The sequence below is a fragment of the Acidovorax sp. genome (assembly GCF_046341535.1).
GTDB lineage: Bacteria > Pseudomonadota > Gammaproteobacteria > Burkholderiales > Burkholderiaceae_C > Acidovorax.
The window spans coordinates 1-21,244 of record NZ_JBKDRI010000142.1; the positions used below are offsets into that span (position 1 = coordinate 1).

The following is a 21,244-nucleotide window of genomic DNA, read 5'->3' on the forward strand; positions in this document are numbered from 1 at the left end:
GCTATGGCCCTGATGCTCCAGCCCTGCTGGCGCAGCGATGCCAACGTCACTCTGTCTTCTGGCTGCAAGTGTTCGTATCTCGTTCCCATGTGTGTACATTACCCTCGGTGAGGGTGTTGCACTTCAGATTTGAGACCGCCAGGTGATAGTTGGTGCCGGTTGTTGAAAGAAACTTTGCCATTTATTTTTATCTCCCTTGATTAGAATGCTTATGACTTGGTGATTACAGATTGCCTTGATGTCAATAAAGGCAAAAGGCAAGCCTTGTCCCCGTTGTCTCATCCCTAATTTATTCAAGACCAACCAGTAGTGCAGCCGTGACGATGCATTAGTTCGTGTTCCAAAAGATCGTCGGTTTTTGTGGCGAAAAAAGTAATGCATTCCATCACTTCTTCGGTGTAATTTATGTTCAAAACACCGGGTTGGATAAGGCCTGGTACATCCGGTGGAACATTAAATCCATGTGCAAATGCATGACGTACCTTTAAAATGCCGTCAAAGAAAATTTTGGTATCCGTTGGGTTGGAGAATTTCGGTGACCAGACCCATGATGCATAAGGGTCCATTCCAGAAACAGTGATTAGTAGATCCCGTGTTTTATCCCAGTTTGGCGTGTTCAAATCAGCCGCAAGTTTATCCACGATGGACTCGAATTGTGCAATTAGCGTCCATGATCGGCGTTGAGCTAAGACTCTAGTCTTCGAAACAAACTCTCGCAAGGCTGCTTCGAGATAGCCCTCCCAGCAACCCACCGATGAAGCAATGGCCGCCTTAAGACATGTCTGTTCCACAAACGTAATATCAGCGCTGGCAGTAGACGGTGTGGCATTGAATGCCATCAGAACCTTTGCGCTGGTTATTGTTGTATTGAACTTTTCAAGTGCATTTGAGGGCATTTCACAGCCTCGCGAGCAACTTGTGAATTGCTTTGGTGTATTTGTCGATGGCACTTTGGTTCACCTGCACTACATCCCCATCTAAAGGATGGTGTCCGGACTTCAGTCGTGATAATGGGCAGCCTTCAGATGATGCGACTACTGCGACCGAGTGATAATCCGGCATCTCAGCGAACAAATCTTCATTGTCTTTATGGGAGGCAAAGTGCCGTTTTGCGTTTTTGCTCGATTTATCTACCACTGCGCGTATTGGGGCACTTTTTGCTTGGAATGCCGAGCTTGGTCTGCCCTTATACATGGTCACACGGTTACTGACGAAGGTGTGAATCTTTGGGAGGTCTACGCCATCTTCATTCGCACGCCGTGAAAAACTCAATTTCGCGTAACCTTGCAGCTCACTGGAGGAAATGCCAAAAAGTAGAGCGAATACGTTTTCGATGCCGCGACGGGAGCTGTCGTCTGCCGTGAAGGGTACAACTAGATACTCTGAGCCTGACAAGCCTATCTGCGTATAAATGGAAAAACTTGGGTTGCAGTCGGTGAAAACTGCAACGTCACTTGCTTGGCTATGGTCTGTAAAAATCCTAGTGAAATCATGGAGCCATTTCATTACTTTTTGCCAAGCGTCTGACGGCAGTGACATCTGAGAAGCTTGCCTGATGGCTTCTGAGAGTAATTCAAGAAGATTATCTCCAGCTAATAAATACAAGTTTTCTGGTATGTTGGGATTTACGGTATGAGGTTTTATCAAGAATTCGCTTATGTCAAGGGGAGCAATAAAGGGGGAGGTTAGTCGCGACTCAAAGTAGCCTCCGACCGATCTGCGAGGCTTCTCGGCATAAAGAGCTTCAAGGGTATGCGATGCTTGTAATTGTCCGCCGAGAAACATTTCCGTGACGTTTGCTTGAGGGCATAAATCAAGAACCAGAACGTCCTCGTCCTCATTTGCGATTGCATACTCGCATGCCAAGGAAAATGTGAGAAAGCTTTTTCCAACTCCCCCTTTGTTATTCCAAAATGCATATCTAGCCATATATTCCTCGCTAAAATTTTTACTTTATTGGTAGCAACATTGCTGTGCTGTGCTGTTCTAGGACATGGCAATTCACTTCGCCCAAGAATCCTTCAACCCCACCGCCAAGTTAAACACCGGCTTCCCTACCAAGTGGTCCACACGATCCGCCACAAAGTACCCATGCCGCTCAAACTGAAACTTGTCATCCGGCTTCGCATTCGCCAATGAAGGCTCCACGATGGCCGTCACCACCTTCAGGCTGTTGGGATTCAGGCTTTCGATGAAGTCCTTTCCGCCCGCGTCGGGGTGGGCGTCCAGAAACAGGCGGTCGTACATGCGCACTTCGGCGTTCACGCCGTCGGCCACGCCCACCCAGGTGATGGCGGCTTTGACCTTCACGCTGTCGGCGCCGGGGGTGCCGCTTTTGGTGTCGGGCACTACGATGGCCAGCACTTCGGTGATGACGCCGTTCGCATCCTTGGTGCTGCCTGTGCACTCGATCACATAGCCGCCCTTCAGGCGCACCTTGTTGCCCGGGAAGAGCCGCTTGTAGCCCTTGGGCGGCACTTCTTCAAAGTCTTCGCGTTCGATCCAGACTTCTTTGCCGATGGTGAAGTGGCGGATGGGGCTCTCTGTTCCTTCTGCCGGGTGGGGCAGGGCGGGCAGGGTGCAGGGCTCCAGGTGGCCGGGGCCCATCACTTCGTCCCAGTTGGTCAGCACCAGCTTGACGGGGTTGAGTACGGCCATGCCGCGGTGTGCCTTCAGCTCCAGGTCTTCGCGCAGGCAGCCTTCCAGGGTGCTGTAGTCGATCCAGCTGTCGGATTTGGTGACGCCAATGCGGTCGGCAAAGGTCTGGATGGCGGCGGGGGTGTAGCCGCGGCGGCGCAGGCCGACGATGGTGGGCATGCGGGGGTCGTCCCAGCCGCTCACTTTATGGTCGTACACCAGCTGGGCCAGCTTGCGCTTGCTGGTGATCACATACGTGAGGTTCAGGCGCGCAAATTCGTACTGGCGGGGGGCGGGGGCGGCCAGCAGGCCGCCCACAACGCGACCGTCGGGAAGCGTTGTTACTTCCGTCAGGCGCTCCAGCAGCCAGTCGTAAAACGGGCGCTGGTCCTCAAACTCCAGCGTGCACAGGCTGTGGGTGATCTGCTCGAGCGCATCCTCGATGGGGTGCGCGTAGGTGTACATGGGGTAGATGCACCAGGTGTCGCCCGTGTTGTGGTGGGTGGCGCGGCGTATGCGGTAGATGGCCGGGTCGCGCATGTTGATGTTGGGGCTGGCCATGTCGATCTTGGCGCGCAGCACCATGCTGCCGTCTTCATGCTTGCCGTCGCGCATCTCGCGGAACTTGGCCAGGTTTTCCGCCGGGGTGCGGCTGCGGAAGGGGCTGTTCACGCCGGGCTTGCTGAAGTCGCCGCGGTTGATGCGGATCTGCTCGACCGTCTGCTCGTCCACATAGGCGTGGCCGGCTTCGATCAGGTGCTCGGCCGCGCGGTACATGAAGTCGAAGTAGTCGCTGGCCTGGTAGGGGGCGGCATCCTTGCTGCCGTTCCAGTCAAAGCCCAGCCATTTCACCGCGTCGATGATGCTGTTGACGTATTCGGTGTCTTCTTTTTCGGGGTTGGTGTCGTCAAAGCGCAGGTGGCACACGCCGCCGTAGTCGCGCGCCAGGCCAAAGTTGATGCAGATGCTTTTGGCGTGGCCTACGTGCAGGTAGCCGTTGGGCTCGGGCGGGAAGCGGGTGCGGATCTTGGCGGGGTCGGGTTGGCCTGCGGCGTGGTGGGCGGCGTCGCCCGGGGTGCCGGCCCAGTGGCGGCTGGCGTAGGTGCCTTTGTCCAGGTCGGCTTCGATGATCTGGCGCAGGAAGTTGCTCGTCTTGGCGGCTTCGGGGGCCGCTGCGGCGGCGTTATCGGCTGTTGTGGCGGAGGTTTGGGAGCTCATAGGGCCATTTTAGGGGGGCGTTCCGTGATGGATCAGCAACAGCGACCAACGTGTGTACGTTCAGTCACAACGTTAAGCGCGACATGTGCCATCCGTTTGGGCCCCTGGTGCGTTGTGTACGGGTGCGGTGAGCCGGCCTGGCTGGACACCCTCGCTCAAATAGGAGATTCCTCATGACGAAAACTCGTTCTTTCCATGCGTTGATCGGCTCGGCTGGCGTGGCGCTGGCTCTGCTGGCCGGTGCGGGCACGGTCCAGGCCCGTGATGTCAACTGGTCCGTGGGTATTGGTGTGCCTGGCGTGGTGGTGGGTGCCAGTAATGGTTATTACCCCCCGGCCCCGGTGTATGTGGCGCCGCCCCCGCCCGTTTACTATGCGCCTCCCCGGCCGGTGTATTACGCGCCCCCGGCGTATTACGCACCCCCGGCGTATTACGCACCGCCTCCGGTGGTTTACTACGGTGATCGCGGCTACCGCCATCATCGGCACCATCGGCACCATCGGCACCACGGGCATGGCCACGGCCGCTGGGAGTATTGATCGCCAGGTCGATCTGCAGGCAGTCCCTGCGGGCTGGCACTTTCGGACTGCTCCCGCTTGGGCCCGAGTCCCCCAGGTGCCGCATCTTCGAGCAGGCTGCCTTTTTGGCGACCCCTCGGGGTAGTTGTCCTGTGGTCGGCTGTTTCCTGCTTGTTCAGGGGCGCCGCATAATCGCGCACTCTGGCCTGCCGATACGGCGGGCGCAACGCCTCGGAGCGCCGCATGTCTGTGATGAAAAGAACCGTTTTTGTACTGAATGGCCCCAATCTGAACCTGCTGGGCACGCGCGAGCCGGAGGTGTATGGCTCGCAAACCCTGGCCGACGTGGAAAAGCTGTGTGCCGATGCCTGCGCGCGCCATGGCTTTGCGCTGCGCTTTCACCAAAGCAACCACGAAGGCGCGCTGGTGGACTGGATTCACGAGGCAGGCCGGATGCATGCGGCGGGCCAGTTGGCCGGTGTCATCATCAACGCCGGTGCGTATACCCACACCAGCATTGCCCTGCACGATGCCGTCAAGGGCACGGGCATCACGCTGATCGAACTGCACATCAGCAACGTGCATGCGCGTGAAGCATTCCGTCACCACTCGTACATGGCCGCAGCCGCCCGGGCGGTGATGTGCGGCTTTGGTGTGGCGGGCTATGGCCTGGCCATTGACGGGCTGGCGCAGATGCAGCCGCCCGCTGGACCCCACTGACCCGATTGCCCGGCACCCTGCCAGCGCGGAGGCCGCAGACATGACCGCATCTCTGGTGCCCCTGGAAATCCGCGAGGACGAGGTCGAGATCACCGCCATGCGCGCGCAGGGGGCTGGCGGGCAAAACGTCAACAAGGTGTCAAGCGCCGTTCACCTGCGGTTTGACGTGGCGGCATCGTCACTGCCCGATGACGTGAAAGAGCGGCTGCTGGCCCTGCATGACAGCCGTATCACCCAAGAGGGCGTCATTGTGATCAAGGCGCAGCGGTATCGCAGCCAGGAGCAAAACCGCGCCGATGCGCTGGCCCGGCTGACGGCGCTGGTCAACACGGTGGCCGTTCCACCCCGTGTGCGCCGCGCTACCAGGCCCAGCTATGCCTCGCAGCAGCGGCGGCTGGAGGTCAAGACCCAGCGGTCAGACACCAAGGCCCTGCGTGGCAGGGTGCGCGAGGGGCTTTAGCAGCAGCAATTGGGGTAAAGCTTGCAGGGCTGGAAGGCTGTTGGACTTGCGGCGGCGAACTCGAAAGCCGCAGATCGCATCAGCACCGACCCTCGCGGGGCCACTTCTCACCGAAGCTGCAGCCCCAGAGGCGCGCGATGGGGCACAAGGCGGTGTTCTTAAAGAGCGACCAAGCCATAGAAAGGACTGCTGCGGTTGATTTGCAGCCGACGGTTTCCACTCCGACACACTCCTGGGTCGATATTCGCGGGTGGTCGCGCAGCACTCCACCTGTTGACATGAAAAAATGGGTGAGTTTTTGGCCGGTTACGCACGACGCATATCGTTTGGCAGCTACTGATTAAATAGCAAATGACGGGCTCAGGCTGCCACGGGGCCGGCGCTGCCGTCTTCCACCACGAACCGGGCCTGGGTGGCTATGCCGCTGTCGGCCCGCATCGGGTCAAGCACCACCCGCAGGGTGGTTGTCCAGCGGGCGGGTGTGATGTCGGCCAGGCCATAGCCGCGCTGGTCGGGCCGCGCGAGCAATACATGCGGGTTGAGGCGCGCAATGGCGTCGACCTTGTCTCGCGTGGTGCCCGCACGCGAGCTGATGGAGGTGCCGCAGAACTCGCTGGCCAGCACCTGGGAGTCGGCGCGCAGCGCCTCAGCGTGCACGCGGCAGACGTAGTTCTGGTGGATGTCCCCGCCCAGCAGCACGGTGTTGCGCGGGCGGTGGGCTGACACAGATTGCAGCAGGCGGGCGCGAGCGGCGGGGTAACCATCCCAGCTGTCGGTGGACACGAGGCCCGAGGGGTTCTGGCGTGCCGAGAACAGCGTCTGCTGCGCAATCACGCTCCAGCGCGTGGAGTCGGTTGTGCGGGCATCTGCGGCCAGGCCGGCGTCCAGCCAGCGTTCCTGCCCGTGGCCCAGCAGGGTCCGCGCCGTGTCGGTCAGAGTGGGGCAGTCGGCAGGGCGCACAGCCCCTGCGCTCGTCGTGTCTGGCTGCCGGCAGGCCTGCCAGGAGCGATACTGCCGGGCGTCCAGCAGATGGATGTGCGTCAGGCTTCCCCAGCGGAGGCGGCGGTACACCTGCAGCGTGTGCCACTGCGATGTGGCAGCCGGACCAGCCAGTGATGCCGCACGCAGCGGCATGTTTTCGTAGAAGGCCTGCCAGGCGGCGCTGCGCAGTGCCTCGAAGGCGCTCGGGTCGCCGCGTCCGGTTGCGCCGGCGTAGTCGTTTTGAACTTCATGGTCGTCCCACGTCACGGCCCAGGGGCATGCGGCATGGGCCGCCTGGAGCGCGGGGTCGCTTTTGTGCAGGGCGTAGCGGTCTCGATAGTCTGCCAGTGTGCTTGCGTGCCGCAGGCTGTGGGTGCGGGCCAGCCCTTCGGTGTTGCGCGGGGTGGCGTATTCATAGATGTAGTCGCCCAGGAACAGAACCAGGTCAGGGTGGTCAGCAACCAGGTGGTGCCAGGCGGCGTAATGCCCGTGCTCCCAACGCTGGCACGATGCAAACGCCAACCGGAGTTTCTGCGTAAGTACAGTGGCCGCAGGCGCAGTGCGGGTGCGCCCGGTGGTGCTCGTCGCATCACCCAGCATGAAGCGGTAGTGGTACCAACGGTCGGGCTCCAGGCCCGATAGCTCGACATGCACGCTGTGGCCGAGGCCGGCGTGGGCCGTGGCTTCGCCCTTTTGCACGATCTGTGAGAAGCGCGAGTCGTGCGCCAGTTCCCACCGCACGGTGTGTGAAGCTTGCAGGTGTGCTGGATCGGCAATTAACAGCCGCGTCCACAGCACCACGCCATCGGGGGCAGGGTCGCCGCTTGCCACGCCCAGGGAGAATGGGGTGGTCGCCAGTGAAGGCGGTTTGCTCCAGGCCCAGCGGGGCAGCGTGTGGGCGGCAGCGGCCCACGCAGCGCGCCGCAAAAAGGAGCGTCTTTGCGCCGGGTTCATCACACGAGTGGGCGGTGGTGCGCCTGCAGTCAACCTCGACGCGACCCACACGCGCGGCCGCCGTGCAAGGGGCGCCCCTGCGCGTTTGCGGCGTCCCATCCTGGCGGAGGCGACAGGGACGGGCCTGTGGTCATGCTGCCATCACCCGGTTCTTGCCCGAGCGCTTGGCCAGGTACATGCCCTGGTCGGCGCGGCGGATCGCGTCGCTGCTGTCTTCACTGTCGTTGAGCTGCGCGACCCCGGCGCTGAAGGTGATGAGCACTTTTTCAGTACCTTGCAGGAAGAATCGCGTGGTGAGCTCGCGTTGCAGGCGCGTCATTGCCGAAACCCCGCTTTCCACCGTGGTGTCGGGCAGCACCAGCACGAATTCCTCACCACCAGAACGGGCCAGCAGATCCTGTGGGCGCATGACCGAGCGCGTGACCTCTGCCAGGTGCGTCAGCGCAGCATCGCCGCCCGCACGGCCCAGCCGCTCATTGATGGTCTTGAAATTGTCCACATCAAGGAGCGCCAGGCACAGCGGCGATCCGAGGCGGCGGGCACGGGCAATCTCGCGCACCATGGCCTCATCCAGGCCCTTGCGATTGAGTGAGCCGGTGAGCGGGTCGTGCCGGGCCTGAGCACTGGCGCGGTCGAGATCCTTTTGCAGACGCTCGACTTCGGCGCGTTTGAGCTCGGTGCGTTCGCGCAGGTCGCTCAACTCTTCCTTGGTGACCCGGCTGTCCAGGGCCATGGCGCGCGTTGCACCCATCACCTCTTTCATGACGGGTGCAATCTCTTCCAGCGTGGTGGCCTTGCCGATGAGTTCAGCGCAACGCTCCACGGTGCTGTGATACGTCGTGCTGGAGTCGGTAATCCGTGCCAGGCGTTCTATGAACGTCGCAAGCATCTCCTTCATCTGCTCCTGCGCCTCGACCGTGCGGGCCTTGGCTTCGGTCTGTTTGAAGATCACGTCCTTCAGGCGGCGCTGCACATCATCAAGCCTTCGCAGCGTGAGCGGAGGCTTGGAAGCGGCCATCAGCGCCTCGGCCTGACCCAGAAGCCAGCGGTCCTCGGCGCTGAGAACAGCAATGTTCTCGAACACCATCTGCAGCAACTGCAGCAGGGTGGCCCGGATGGCCGCCTGCTCTTCGGTGGCAAATGAAAGCCGGTGGGCAAAGTTGCTCAGCATCAGCTGGGCGGTGCTGATGGGTGGCGACGTGTCTTTGAGGAAGGTGATCAACTGCTGCGCCATGTCGATGACGCGCGGATCGTCCTCGCCCAGTGCTGGCAGGGTGTTGTCGATCAGCCGGGCCAGAGTTTGTGCGAACTCTTCCGGGATCACGCCTGCGACGGAAGCGGTGCCCTCGACAGCCTTGCTGGCGGCAGCGGTTCCAGCGCTCAGGCCCAGATTGGCGTAGCCCACCAGCACGCTTTGCAGCCCCGACCAGTCCTTGCCGTTCACTGCCCGTTCGAACTGGCCGAGCAGCCGCTTTTGCGCGGGCGTCTGCCCCGGCATGATCCGCAGGATGTGGCGCAGCGGCCCCTCAGGAAAAGGCTGCTCGCTGCGGGTGCCCGCAATCTCGTCATACAGCGCCAGGTAGTTGTCGGGCGTGGGCGGCAAGCGGCGTGCGGCCAGTTGCTTGAGAGTCTCGCGGGCGATTTCGGAAGGTGATCGGTCGGCCATGTGCAGACATCAGGGTCGGAACAGAGACGCGAGTGTGACACAGCGTTACGCTGCAGCGAACCCCGGTCCAGGTAGGCCGCGTCACGCGACCTGTGGGCCATTGTGCACGGGTGAGTCTCAGTTCACCATCACCAGCTTACCCATGACGCCCCGAGAGCCCATGTGCGCATAGGCAGCAGGCAGCTCGGCCATGGGCATGGTTCGGTCAATCACAGGCCTGATCCTTCCCTGTGCATACCACTGGGCGAGCTCGGCCATCATGGCTGCGTTGGCCTTGGGCTCACGCTTGGCAAAGTCGCCCCAGAAGACGCCTACGATGGATGCGCCCTTGAGTAGCGCCAGGTTCAAGGGCAGGGCGGGGATGTGGCCGGAGGCGAATCCCACCACCAGGTAGCGGCCGCGCCATGCAATGCAATGGAAGGCCGGCTCGGCAAAGTCGCCGCCCACGGGGTCGTAAATCACGTCGGGCCCCTTGCCGTCGGTCTGTGCTTTGATGGCTTCACGCAGGTTTTCTTTCGAATAGTTGATGACCGCGTCGGCTCCGATGGAGGTGCACAGCGCGCATTTGTCGTCACTGGACGCGGCCGCAATCACCCGTGCGCCTATCGCCTTGGCAATCTGGATGGCGGCCGTCCCCACGCCACCGGCAGCGCCCAGCACCAGCACGGTCTCGCCTGGCTTGAGCTGCGCACGGTCCACCAGCGCGTGGTGCGATGTCGCGTAGGTCATGATGAATGCGGCAGCGTCCACATGCGAAAAACCGCTTGGCAGGGGCATGCACAGCGCTGCTGGTGCAATGGTGTGCGTGGCAAAACCGCCTGCGCCCGACAGGCAGGCAACGTTTTGGCCTACCTGCAGGTGCTTGACCCCTTCACCCGCTGCGATGACGACGCCTGCGTACTCGGAGCCCGGCACGAAAGGCAGCGGCGGCTTGATCTGGTACTTGTTCTGCACGATGAGCAGGTCCGGGAAATTCAGGCTGGCCGCCTTGATTTCGATAAGCACTTCGCCAGCGTTTGGCGCGGGCGTGGGCAGTTGAGTCCAGGCGAGCGCGTCGACGCCCGTGGGGCTTGTGCATAGCCAGGCGTGCATGGGATCGGTCTCCTGTCTTTGTCAGTCGGCATGATAGGCGCCGCCGTGGTCGGGCAATTTCTAACGGGCGACGACAGCTGCAGCCCCCCTACAATCCCTGGCATCCATTCGCATGTCCCATGAAAATCCTCATATCGAACGACGATGGCTTTCAGGCGCCGGGCATTGTGGCGCTGCACGACGCGCTCAAGACGCTGGCGGGCGTAGAGGTCGAGGTGGTGGCCCCCGAGCACAACAACAGCGCCAAATCGAATGCCCTCACGCTGCATTCACCCCTTTATGTGCACAGGGCGAGTAATGGATTTCGTTACGTGAACGGCACCCCGGCTGACTGTGTGCACATTGCCCTTACCGGTTTGCTGGGCTACCGGCCCGACTTGGTGGTGTCTGGTATCAACAACGGCGCCAACATGGGCGACGACACCATCTACTCGGGCACCGTGGGCGCAGCCATGGAGGGCTATCTTTTTGGCATTCCCGCCATTGCCTTCTCGCAGGTGGATAAGGGTTGGGGCGAACTGGAGGCGGCTGCCGCCAAAGCGCGCGAGATTGTGGCGCAGATGTATGTGCAGCGCCTGATCGGCGAGACGCCCTGGCTTCTCAACGTGAATATTCCCAACATGCCGCTGCAGTCGATGCGACCCATCAGAATGTGCCGGCTGGGGCGACGCCACGCTGCCGAGCGAGTGATCGTGCAGGAGAGTCCCCGAGGGGAGGCCATGTACTGGATCGGTGGTGCTGGTCCAGCCAAGGATGATGGTGAGGGAACGGACTTTCACGCCACGACGATGGGCCACGTGTCCATCACGCCGCTGAAAGTCGATCTGACGGATCATGAGAGCTTGGCGCATTGGGCTCAGGCTGCGTCGCTTATCATAGCGGGGGCAGCCACCGCCCCGGCCATGTAATGCAGCGGCGCCCCGGCTTTCCCGCGCGCCTGTCGGGCACCGGCGGGCCGCCGCCCGCGCGCGGCACGGCGTTGCCGGGAGTGCCAGTAACAACATCTGCCGGAGTGGGGCTCGATTCGGCCGCCGTGCGTGAGCGCATGGTTGGCAAGCTGGCCGCGGGAGGCATCACGTCGGCTCCAGTGCTCCAGGCCATGGCGGCGGTCGAGCGGCATCGTTTTGTCGACAGCGCGCTGGTCAATCAGGCTTACGAGGACACAAGTCTCCCTATCGGACTGGCGCAGACCATCTCCAAGCCCAGCGTGGTTGCTCGAATGTGCGAACTCCTTTTGGGTGCGCAGGCAGCTCGAGAACGGGGCCTGGGCCGTGTGCTTGAAATCGGAACGGGTTGTGGTTACCAGGCTGCAGTGCTGAGCTATCTCGCCCGCGAGGTCTACACGATAGAGCGGCTGCGGGGGCTGCACGACAAGGCGCGGCACAACCTTCGGCCCTTTCGCCTGGCCAACGTACATCTTTTACTGGGGGATGGAATGTTGGGCTATGCCAAGGGCGCACCGTATGCAGCCATTATTTCCGCTGCAGGCGGGGATGTTATTCCGCAGGAATGGTGTGATCAGCTGGCTGTGGGTGGACGGCTTGTAGCGCCCATGTCGGTTGCTGGTGGGCAACAAATGTTGCTTGTGATCGACAAAACCCCCCAAGGATTGAATCAAAGCGTGCTCGAGCCCGTGAATTTTGTACCCCTAAAATCGGGGGTTGCCTGAAGGGAAGAAAGCTTATGTTTGTTTTGCGTGGTCTTGTGGTCGGGGTGATGGTTGCACTGGTGAGCGTGGCGCTCATCGGTTGTGGCACACGCCCCAACAAGGCGCCAGTGGAAGATCGTGGCGCACCCGCGTCGGCACCACCGCCGATGCCGGTGGCATCGCAAGGCAGTGAGGCCGTCGTGGCTCCCATCAAGCCACTGCCCGGCGTAGAAAACGCAGGCAAGCCAGGCTATTACACCGTCAAGCAAGGCGATACCCTCATCCGTATCGGCCTTGAATCGGGCCAGAGCTGGAAGGATATCGCTCGCTGGAACAACCTCGATAACCCCAATTTGATCGAGGTGGGCCAGGTCTTGCGAGTTCTGCCACCAGCGCTGGCATCACAGGCGGTGGCTTCGGATACGGGTGTAGTGACACGCCCCGTCACATCTTCGCCCGTGGCCCCAGGCGCTGCGTCAACCACTGCCAGTGTGGCAATGCCGCCAGCGAGTGGATCCAAGCCCGCTGCGGCTGCCACAGCGCCGGCGGCCGCAGGGGATGACGAGTTGGGTTTCATCTGGCCTGCGTCGGGCGCGCTGATTTCGGGTTTTGACGACGTTCGCAACAAGGGCCTGGACATTGCCGGCAAGGCGGGCGATCCCGTGCTGGCTGCAGCAGATGGGCGCGTGGTGTATGCGGGCTCCGGTCTGCGCGGTTACGGCAATCTGGTGATTCTCAAGCACAACAACACCTTCCTCACGGCCTATGCGCACAACCAGACCCTTCTGGTTAAGGAGGACCAAGGCGTGCGAAAGGGTCAGAAGATCGCCGAAATGGGAAGCACTGATGCTGATAGGGTGAAGCTGCACTTCGAGATTCGCCGCCAGGGCAAGCCGGTGGATCCATCGCGCTACCTTCCTGCACGTTGACTCCCGACACTGATCACCCCAGGGCTGTGCCAGAGCCCTGTGCAAAGCCAGCCGTCGGTGAGTTGGCTGGGTGGGCAGAGGACGAGTCCGGGGATCTGGCGGACGCTGGCGCCAGTGAGCACCGATCTCTGATGATGGGGCCTGCGCAGCACGCAAAGCGCCTGGACCTTGCACTGGCCGAGTTGGTTCCCGAACTCTCGCGTAGCTACCTCCAGCAGTTGATAGCGCAGGGGTGTGTCACCCTGCAAGGTCGTTCGGCGACGAAAGCCTCCGCTAAGGTTAAGGTAGGTGACCGGGTTGTACTGGAGATGCGGCCTACGCTGCAAAGTCAGGCCTTCCGCCCAGAAAACATTCCGCTGGATGTTGTCTATGAGGACGAGTACCTCCTCATCGTGAACAAGCCCGCTGGTCTGGTAGTTCATCCTGCGCCTGGTAACTGGAGCGGGACCTTGCTCAACGGCCTGCTCGCGCGCGACGCCAAGGCTCTGCTGGTGCCGCGTGCTGGCATCGTGCACCGGCTGGATAAAGATACCAGCGGCTTGATGGTGGTGGCACGTGACCGCGCAACCATGGACGCGCTGGTGAGCCTGATCGCAGCACGAACGGTACAGCGGCAGTACGTGGCACTGGCCCAGGGCGCTTGGACGGGGCCCACGGCGGTGACAGTGGATGCGCCTATCGGCCGCGATCCCAGGAATCGCCTGCGCATGGCGGTCGTTGATCTTGCAAAGCATGCTGGCAAGTCCGCCCGTACGGACGTTCGATTGCTGGGCGGTGCGGACCGTGGGTGCTGGGTTCAGTGCACGCTCCACACGGGCCGCACGCACCAGATCCGCGTGCACATGGCGATGCTCAGGCATCCGCTGGTGGGCGATTCGCTGTACGGCGGCGCACCCATCGACGGGCTCCAGCGTCAGGCTTTACACGCCTATCGCCTTGCCTTTGAACACCCCGCGACTGGTGCGCCGCTGGAGTTCTTTGCGCCTGTACCCGATGACATCCGCGAGGCGCTGGCAGTCTGGGGGCTCAGCTACAATGTGTAGTGACGGCCCCACAGGCCGCGGCCCGAAGACGGATTCCCGCCGGGCTCTCGCGCAGCGCTGCACCCATTGACCGCTTTCCGTTGATTGCGGCTGCTGTTGACGTGACCCGCATTGTGACGCGCGGCACTTTCCAGGAATCGTCGAACCATGAACACGGTGGATGCCAAAAGGATCCTCGAAACCGCGCTGATCTGCGCCCAGCAGCCTGTGCCCTTGCGAGACCTGCGGATACTCTTCCGTGAGGCGCTCGGGTCCGACACGATCAAGATGCTGCTGCAGGATTTGCAGCTTGAATGGTCCCAACGGGGAGTTGAGTTGGTTCAGGTCGCAAGCGGCTGGCGCTTTCAAAGCAGACCCGAAATGCGCGAGTTTCTTGACAGGCTTCACCCTGAGAAACCGCCGAGGTATTCGCGGGCCACGATGGAGACGCTTGCCATCATCGCCTACCGACAGCCCGTCACGCGCGGCGATATCGAAGACATTCGAGGAGTGACCGTCAACAGCCTCATCATCAAACAGTTGGAGGATCGCGGCTGGGTCGAGGTTATCGGCTACCGCGAGACCGTCGGGCGCCCGTCACTGTTCGCTACGACAAGACAGTTCCTGGACGACATGGGTTTGCAGTCGTTAGACCAGTTGCCAGTGCTGGATGATCCGTCCGGCATCGCCAATATGCTGGAAGCCATGGTCGCAGGGCCAAAGGGTGACCCAGAGCCTGAGACCGCAATGCTCGGCGCGCAGCCGTCCGGTCCGGACTTACTGGGTGTTCCGCCTCCAGACGTGGCCTTACTTGAATGTGCGGAGACAGGTCTCCGCAAAGACGATACGAACACTGATGCCCCTGGCGGTATCGAGGGAAGCACTTGATGAACGATTCAGCCTCTGACGTCCCAACGGGACTGCCGTACAGCACTGGTGTAAACGGGGTCTCAGATCCGGAGGGGGTGCCGGCCCGGCTGGCCCAGCCCAATAAACAGGCCACCCCGATGCAAAGCGTCGCTGTCGAGCAGACGGTGACCCCCGAGTTGTCTGCAGCCGATGAGAGTATTGCCAACCTGCCGCCACCCAAAGAGGTTTCCGCTTGGGCGCCTGATGCAGTCAGCGTGAACGAGGTTGGGGCTGGCGCTGCTGTCGAGCAGGCTCGGCCCGCCCGTGTCCCACGTGCCAAGGCGTCGGCGAGGGATGACCGTTCGCAAGCGGTCCATCACACTTCAGGAGATGGAAAGAGCAATAGCAAGTCCGGCCCTACAGCGGGGGGCTATCACTTTGAAGACGTGGTCTCGGGCCGCTTCGATGAGGAAGAGGCATCCGCAGAGGCGGTTCCGGCAAAGCGTGTCCTGTTGCCTCAGGTGGAAACACCCAAGTTGCACAAGGTACTGGCACAGGCGGGTCTCGGGTCGCGTCTTGAAATGGAGCAACTCATTCTTGAAGGTCGCATCTCCGTCAATAACGCGCCAGCCCATATTGGTCAGCGTATCCAATTCGGCGATCAGGTCAAGGTCAACGGCAAACCAATCCGGTACCGCATCGATCCGCCTCCCGCCCGTGTGATTGCTTATCACAAACCGGTGGGCGAGGTGGTGACCCACGATGACCCCCAAAATCGGCCGACCGTGTTCCGCAAGCTACCCCGATTGATGCAGGGCAAGTGGCAGTCGGTCGGACGTCTGGATCTGAACACGGAAGGATTGCTGCTTTTTACCAGCTCGGGTGAGTTGGCGAACAAACTCATGCATCCCCGCTTCGGGCTGGAGCGCGAATATGCCGTGCGTGTACTGGGTGCGCTGAGCAATGAGGAAAAGCAAAGGTTGCTCGATGGGGTTCGTCTTGACGATGGGATGGCGTCGTTTGGTTCCATTGAGGATGGTGGTGGCGAAGGCTCGAACTGCTGGTATCGCGTCACGATTTCGGAAGGCCGCAATCGTGAGGTTCGGCGGATGCTGGAGGCAGTGGGCCACGCGGTAAGTCGGCTGATCCGCATCCGTTATGGCGCCATGATGCTGCCACGTGGTCTTAAGCGTGGCGCATGGCTGGAACTCGATGAGGGCGACATCCGGGCACTGGTGCAGGCGGCAGGCGCTGGCCGGCCAGATGCCGATGTCACCAAGGCAAGGCCGGATGCCCGCAAGGGAGGCATTGGCCGGGCTGGTGGTCGCGGTGGTGACCGGGCGGGCGGTGGGCGGCGGGAGGCAGGCAAGGGCTTCCGGCGTGATGGCACTCCTGGACAGTCGGGTGTTCCCGGTGGTGGCAATCCCAGCCGGGACGGGACACCGCAGGGGCAGGGTGCGCGCGGCAAGAACGCTGGCAACGCTGACCGGCAGCGGTCCGCGCAGCCGGACCCCATGAAAACGTCGGTCGGCTATATCGGCGTGGACAGCCTTTCGCGCCATCGCCAGGAGGCCAAAAAGCGCTATCCGGGCGGCCCCCGCCGAGGAGGCGGGCGCTGAGTGGGGGAATGGTCGGTCCAGTTAGAATTGAAAGCTTTGCCTGACGGGCAAATGAATGACCGTAACAACCATTGAGGAATCACCATGGCAATTGAACGCACTCTCTCCATCATCAAACCCGACGCAGTGGCTAAGAACGTGATTGGACAAATCTACGCTCGTTTTGAAGCTGCTGGTCTGAAGGTCGTTGCTGCGCGCATGGCCCATCTGTCGCGCTTGGAGGCCGAGCAGTTCTATGCAGTCCACAAAGCGCGTCCGTTCTTTAAGGACCTCGTTGACTTCATGGTATCCGGCCCCGTGATGATCCAGGTCCTGGAAGGCGAAAATGCGATCGTGAAGAACCGTGAACTGATGGGTGCCACGGACCCCAAGAAGGCAGAAGCGGGAACCATCCGCGCAGACTTTGCCGATAGCATTGATGCCAATGCGGTGCACGGATCCGACGCTGTAGAAACCGCCCAGGCAGAAGTTGCGTTCTTCTTCCCAGGCATGAACATCTACTCGCGTTGAGATGACTTACCCCCTGCATAAGCGGGCCTCGTCCAAGGTATTTGGGTTGCGGGGGGTGGCTGCGTGGCGCGACCCGGGATCATCCTGATGACCTCGACGAATCTGCTGGAGTTTGACCTCGACGGCCTCGCAGCCTTCTGCGATCGTCTGGGAGAGAGGCGCTTTCGCGCTACGCAACTGTTTCGCTGGATTCACCAGCGTGGGGCCAGCGACTTCGATGCGATGAGCGATTTGGCCAAAAGTTTGCGCGACAAGCTCAAGGGCTGCTCTCATGTGGAGGCCCTGCCCGTTGTGTCCGAGCATGTCTCATCGGATGGTACGGTGAAGTGGCTATTCGATGTGGGGGATGGCAACGCTGTTGAGTCCGTGTTCATCCCGGAGGATGGTCGGGGAACACTTTGCATTTCATCGCAGGCGGGCTGCGCGGTAGGTTGCCGCTTTTGCTCCACGGGCCATCAGGGCTTCAGTCGTAACCTGACGACGGGAGAGATTCTTGCCCAATTGTGGTTTGCAGAGCACTCGCTGCGAAGGCGCTTTCACACTGAAGAACGTGTGATTTCCAATGTCGTGATGATGGGTATGGGGGAACCTCTACAAAACTACTCGGCACTGGTTCCGGCGCTTAAAGTCATGCTTGATGACCATGGGTACGGTCTTTCACGTCGGCGGGTGACTGTATCCACGTCTGGCGTCGTCCCGATGATTGACCGGCTGGGCGATGAGTGCCCCGTTGCGCTGGCGGTTTCCCTACATGCACCCAACGATGCTCTACGAGACAATCTTGTGCCCTTGAATCGCAAGTATCCGCTGGCTCAATTGATGGATGCCTGTAAACGCTACTTGGAGCGCGCGCCCCGAGATTTCATCACTTTTGAATATTGCATGCTTGAAGGAGTCAATGACCAGCCAGAGCATGCGGCAGAACTGGTCCGGCTTGTGAAATCTGCCGAGCGCCCTGCCGTGCGCTGTAAGTTCAACCTCATTCCTTTCAATCCTTTCCCGGCATCGGGACTCCTGCGGTCCCCACAAAATCACGTGCAGGCTTTTGCAAGGTTGCTCAATGACGCTGGACTCGTGACCACCGTGAGGAAAACTCGGGGCGACGATATTGACGCTGCGTGTGGACAACTTGCGGGAGAAGTGAAGGATAGAACGCGCGCTGCAGAGCGGATGGCAAAGCAGCGGACAATTCCACTTAAGCCGATAGCCTGATCATTTGGCACGCGGCACTAACAAGGAGGCACTAGATGGCGGGTTTTGTCGAACGCGGGCGGCACCTAGGTCGCTGGGTGCTTATTGGATGTAGTGCTTTAATGATGACCGCCATGTTGCAGGGCTGCGCGTCATCCAAGGGTGCAGGGGGGACTGCCAGCGATACCGAGGCTGAACTGGTGACCCCTTCCGACGAACCTGAAACTCGCCGTCGCGCTCGCATCCGTCTGGAACTGGCGGCCAATTATTTCGAAAATGGCCAAACGGCTGTCGCACTGGACGAGGTCAAGCAATCGCTGGCGACCGATCCAAACTATGCCGATGCATTCAATCTCCGCGGTTTGATCTTCATGCGGGTGAACGATTTGGGGCAAGCAGAGGAAAGCTTTCGGCGATCGCTGGCCCTCAAGCCCGGGGACTCGAATGTGTTGCACAACTATGGATGGCTGCTATGCCAGCAAAGAAAGTTTCCCGAAGCCGACCAGCAGTTCTTGCGGGCTCTGAGCAATCCCAACTACGGATCACGCGCCAAAACGCTTATGGCGCGCGGGCTTTGCCAAACTGGTGCTGGTCAGGTTGTAGAGGCTGAGCAATCGCTTACCAAGGCCTATGAGCTTGATGCGGCGAATCCCGTGGTTGGTTATCACTTGGCTGCGCTCCTGCTGAGACGCAATGAGTTGTCTCGATCGCAGTTCTACATCCGACGGATCAACAACAGTCAGTTTGCGAATTCGGAATCCCTGTGGCTCGGTATCAAGGTGGAGCGGGCGGTAGGCGACGTCGTAGCCATGCGGCAGCTGGCAGATCAGTTGCGCAGGAGATATCCAGAATCTCGTGAACTGGGGGCATATGAGCGCGGGGCTTTCAATGAGTGATGCGGCTGAGCAGGGCAATGTAACCGCCGGTTCCGTTCTGAGAGAAGCTCGCCAGGCCAGCGGTCTGCATATTGCGGCCCTCGCGGTGGCGCTCAAAGTACCGGTTAGCAAACTTGAAGCACTTGAAGCTGACGACTATGCGTCCCTGCCCGATACCGTCTTTGTACGGGCGCTGGCTTCCAGTGTGTGTCGCACTCTCAAGATCGAACCGAGCTCGGTGTTGGCACTCTTGCCTCAAAGCAAGAGTCCTCGACTTGAGCCATACAGCGCGGGGCTCAGCGCGCTAGTCAAGGACTCTGGCGTTCGCAATGGCGTCGCTGGATCGTCTGCATCGTCTGCGCCTCGGTCTGTGATTTGGGTCGTTGCTTTTTTGCTGATAGGTGCTCTGGCTGTCAGGTATCTTCCTCGCGATTCACTCCCAGAAGCTCTGAGTCCCCCCCCGACGCCATCGTCATCTCCTCTTGGCAGCGGACCGGACTCTGTTTCGTTGCCTGCTGCTATGACAGCTTCCGAGACAACGGAGCGGTCCGATGTCCCGCCTGGCGCGTTGCCCATGCCTGTGCCGGCACCTGCATTGACGACAACTGCCCCCGGTGGTACGGCACCGGCGGTAGCGCGGGCGGCAGAACCTGTTGCTAGCGCCCCTGAAAGCAGCGTTGGTCTGCCTGGTGTTGGCAGCGGCGTTCCTCTTGTTCTGCGTGCAAGTGCTGAATCATGGGTGCAGGTTCGGGACAGTTCGGGCGTATCGGTTCTTCAGCGCAAGCTTTCCGCTGGTGAGACAGTGTCCGTAGGCGGCTCGATGCCATTGGCCGTCGTGGTGGGGCGTGCGGATGTGATCGAGGTATTCGTTCGCGGCAAGCCGTTCGACGTGCTAGCCGTTTCCCGAGAAAACGTTGCTCGCTTTGAGGTGAAATAGTGCAAAACGAACTCGCCAGCTTGGGTCCTATTCCAATCGCGACCCCACTGCCTCGGCGCTCGCGACAGGCGAGAGTGGTTTGGGGCTCTCGCGCCGTCACCGTTGGCGGTGATGCCCCAGTTCGTGTCCAGTCGATGACCAATACCGATACGGTCGATGCCATTGCCACCGCAATCCAGGTCAAGGAACTTGCTCAGGCGGGTTCTGAGTTTGTGCGGATCACTGTGAACACCCCAGAGGCCGCGGCGGCGGTGCCCTACATTCGTGAGCAGCTCGATCGGATGGGTGAGTCTGTTCCTTTGGTGGGTGACTTTCACTACAACGGTCACCGGCTGCTGACAGATTTTCCCGATTGTGCCCAGGCACTATCGAAGTATCGGATCAATCCCGGAAATGTTGGGAAGGGTGACAAGCGGGACCGCCAGTTCGGGCAGATGATCGATGCTGCCATGCGCTGGAACAAAGTGGTTCGGATTGGAGTTAATTGGGGGAGCCTAGATCAGGAACTCCTCGCAAACCTGATGGATGCAAACAGCCGGCGTTCCGATCCTTTGGATGCACGCCAGGTGATGTATGAAGCGCTGATTTCGTCGGCCATTGAGTCGGCTAAGCGGGCTGAGGTCATGGGGCTGGATGGCAACCAAATCATCCTTTCGTGCAAGGTCAGCGGAGTTCAGGATTTGATTTCGGTCTATCGCGAGTTGGCCCGACGTTGCGACTACGCACTCCACCTGGGTCTTACCGAAGCCGGGATGGGAGCCAAGGGTACCGTCGCTTCCGCAGCCGCCTTGTCTGTGCTGCTGCAAGAGGGCATTGGGGACACGATTCGTGTTTCTCTGACACCCCAGCCTGGGGAGGCCCGTACCCAGGAAGTCGTCGTCGCCTCGGAAATTCTTCAGGCGCTGGGTTTGCGTGTGTTTGTCCCGAGTGTGACGGCCTGTCCAGGCTGTGGTCGGACAACTAGCACAACGTTTCAGGAAATGGCTAAGCAGATTGACGATTTCCTGCGTGCACAGATGCCGGTCTGGCGTACGCGCTATCCAGGTGTGGAAACGCTCCGGGTGGCCGTCATGGGATGTATCGTCAACGGGCCTGGCGAAAGCAAACACGCTGACATCGGAATCAGTCTTCCCGGAACAGGTGAAGCCCCTGCGGCGCCCGTTTTCATTGATGGTGAAAAGGCCATGACATTACGGGGCGAACGCATCGCGGAAGAATTTCACCAGATTGTCGAACAGTATGTTGAACAACGGTTTGGCGCAAATATCGCCTCGCCATCGGCATAGTCGCTGGGCTTCCAGCCAGCCGAAGGCTTTAACGACTGCGGACATCGGTCAGTCAGACAGTGCAGGATTAAATAGTTGTGATTATTGATAAGAGTGTGTCCTCCCCAAAAGGCGGCAAGCTGGCAGCCGTCA

The 21,244-nt window shown here is 60.6% G+C and carries 20 protein-coding genes; 14 read left to right on the top strand and 6 right to left on the bottom strand.

The features are described 5' to 3' along the window. Positions 1–293: 293 nt before the first annotated feature. The 3 genes from ACK543_RS10365 to ACK543_RS10375 all read right to left on the bottom strand — a co-directional run bounded on the left by ACK543_RS10365 (position 294) and on the right by ACK543_RS10375 (position 3,855). Positions 294–896 (bottom strand): HEPN domain-containing protein, encoded by a 603-nt coding sequence (locus tag ACK543_RS10365; RefSeq protein WP_409942772.1) that lies wholly within the window; start codon positions 894–896, stop codon positions 294–296. Position 897: 1 nt separating this feature from the next. Continuing rightward, positions 898–1,929, bottom strand: a complete 1,032-nt coding sequence (locus tag ACK543_RS10370) for a ParA family protein (RefSeq protein WP_409942773.1) — start codon at positions 1,927–1,929, stop codon at positions 898–900. Between the two features lie 72 nt (positions 1,930–2,001). After that, complete coding sequence (locus ACK543_RS10375) at positions 2,002–3,855, bottom strand: glutamine--tRNA ligase/YqeY domain fusion protein (RefSeq protein ID WP_409942774.1); 1,854 nt, start codon at positions 3,853–3,855, stop codon at positions 2,002–2,004. Positions 3,856–4,028: 173 nt separating this feature from the next. Here ACK543_RS10375 and ACK543_RS10380 point away from each other — a divergent pair, with 173 nt between their 5' ends. From ACK543_RS10380 to arfB, 3 genes are all read left to right on the top strand, one after another. Next, positions 4,029–4,394 carry a hypothetical protein gene (locus ACK543_RS10380; protein WP_409942775.1) on the top strand — a complete coding sequence of 122 codons (366 nt, stop codon included), beginning with the start codon at positions 4,029–4,031 and terminating at the stop codon, positions 4,392–4,394. 231 nt (positions 4,395–4,625) lie between these two features. After that, the gene (gene aroQ, locus ACK543_RS10385) at positions 4,626–5,093 is read left to right on the top strand and encodes a type II 3-dehydroquinate dehydratase (RefSeq protein WP_409942776.1); all 468 of its coding nucleotides are present in this window, start codon (positions 4,626–4,628) and stop codon (positions 5,091–5,093) included. A gap of 40 nt (positions 5,094–5,133) precedes the next feature. Further along, positions 5,134–5,553 (top strand): alternative ribosome rescue aminoacyl-tRNA hydrolase ArfB, encoded by a 420-nt coding sequence (gene arfB / locus ACK543_RS10390; protein ID WP_409942777.1) that lies wholly within the window; start codon positions 5,134–5,136, stop codon positions 5,551–5,553. A 360-nt stretch (positions 5,554–5,913) separates the two neighbouring features. Here arfB and ACK543_RS10395 read toward each other — a convergent pair whose 3' ends face one another. The 3 genes from ACK543_RS10395 to ACK543_RS10405 form a co-directional block, all read right to left on the bottom strand. Next, positions 5,914–7,488 carry an alkaline phosphatase D family protein gene (locus ACK543_RS10395; protein ID WP_409942778.1) on the bottom strand — a complete coding sequence of 525 codons (1,575 nt, stop codon included), beginning with the start codon at positions 7,486–7,488 and terminating at the stop codon, positions 5,914–5,916. Positions 7,489–7,618: 130 nt separating this feature from the next. Beyond that, the gene (locus tag ACK543_RS10400) at positions 7,619–9,154 is read right to left on the bottom strand and encodes a diguanylate cyclase (protein WP_409942779.1); all 1,536 of its coding nucleotides are present in this window, start codon (positions 9,152–9,154) and stop codon (positions 7,619–7,621) included. A 117-nt stretch (positions 9,155–9,271) separates the two neighbouring features. Further along, entirely contained in the window at positions 9,272–10,246 is a 975-nt protein-coding gene (locus ACK543_RS10405; protein ID WP_409942780.1) for an NADPH:quinone oxidoreductase family protein, read from the bottom strand. A 119-nt stretch (positions 10,247–10,365) separates the two neighbouring features. Here ACK543_RS10405 and surE point away from each other — a divergent pair, with 119 nt between their 5' ends. The 11 genes from surE to ispG all read left to right on the top strand — a co-directional run bounded on the left by surE (position 10,366) and on the right by ispG (position 21,112). Continuing rightward, on the top strand, positions 10,366–11,154 hold the full coding sequence (gene surE, locus ACK543_RS10410) for a 5'/3'-nucleotidase SurE (protein ID WP_409942781.1): 789 nt from the start codon (positions 10,366–10,368) through the stop codon (positions 11,152–11,154). Next, entirely contained in the window at positions 11,154–11,915 is a 762-nt protein-coding gene (locus tag ACK543_RS10415) for a protein-L-isoaspartate(D-aspartate) O-methyltransferase (RefSeq protein WP_409942782.1), read from the top strand. Before surE ends, ACK543_RS10415 begins: the two co-directional genes overlap by 1 nt. Before the next feature lie 14 nt (positions 11,916–11,929). Continuing rightward, positions 11,930–12,823, top strand: coding sequence for a peptidoglycan DD-metalloendopeptidase family protein (locus tag ACK543_RS10420; protein ID WP_409942783.1), 894 nt, complete (start codon positions 11,930–11,932; stop codon positions 12,821–12,823). Positions 12,824–12,957: 134 nt separating this feature from the next. Beyond that, a complete protein-coding gene (locus ACK543_RS10425; protein WP_409942798.1) occupies positions 12,958–13,866 on the top strand; it encodes an RluA family pseudouridine synthase in 909 nt (302 codons plus the stop codon). 147 nt (positions 13,867–14,013) lie between these two features. Continuing rightward, complete coding sequence (gene scpB / locus ACK543_RS10430) at positions 14,014–14,733, top strand: SMC-Scp complex subunit ScpB (protein ID WP_409942784.1); 720 nt, start codon at positions 14,014–14,016, stop codon at positions 14,731–14,733. After that, positions 14,733–16,313 (top strand): pseudouridine synthase, encoded by a 1,581-nt coding sequence (locus tag ACK543_RS10435; RefSeq protein WP_409942785.1) that lies wholly within the window; start codon positions 14,733–14,735, stop codon positions 16,311–16,313. Before scpB ends, ACK543_RS10435 begins: the two co-directional genes overlap by 1 nt. Before the next feature lie 84 nt (positions 16,314–16,397). Continuing rightward, positions 16,398–16,823, top strand: coding sequence for a nucleoside-diphosphate kinase (gene ndk, locus ACK543_RS10440; protein WP_409942786.1), 426 nt, complete (start codon positions 16,398–16,400; stop codon positions 16,821–16,823). Positions 16,824–16,910: 87 nt separating this feature from the next. Then, positions 16,911–18,035 carry a 23S rRNA (adenine(2503)-C(2))-methyltransferase RlmN gene (gene rlmN / locus ACK543_RS10445; protein WP_409942787.1) on the top strand — a complete coding sequence of 375 codons (1,125 nt, stop codon included), beginning with the start codon at positions 16,911–16,913 and terminating at the stop codon, positions 18,033–18,035. A 35-nt stretch (positions 18,036–18,070) separates the two neighbouring features. Continuing rightward, on the top strand, positions 18,071–18,910 hold the full coding sequence (gene pilW, locus ACK543_RS10450; RefSeq protein WP_409942788.1) for a type IV pilus biogenesis/stability protein PilW: 840 nt from the start codon (positions 18,071–18,073) through the stop codon (positions 18,908–18,910). Beyond that, positions 18,903–19,826, top strand: coding sequence for a RodZ domain-containing protein (locus ACK543_RS10455; RefSeq protein ID WP_409942799.1), 924 nt, complete (start codon positions 18,903–18,905; stop codon positions 19,824–19,826). Before pilW ends, ACK543_RS10455 begins: the two co-directional genes overlap by 8 nt. A 20-nt stretch (positions 19,827–19,846) precedes the next feature. Further along, positions 19,847–21,112: a flavodoxin-dependent (E)-4-hydroxy-3-methylbut-2-enyl-diphosphate synthase gene (ispG, locus tag ACK543_RS10460; protein WP_409942800.1), complete on the top strand. Its 1,266-nt coding sequence runs from the start codon at positions 19,847–19,849 to the stop codon at positions 21,110–21,112. Positions 21,113–21,244: the final 132 nt, after the last annotated feature.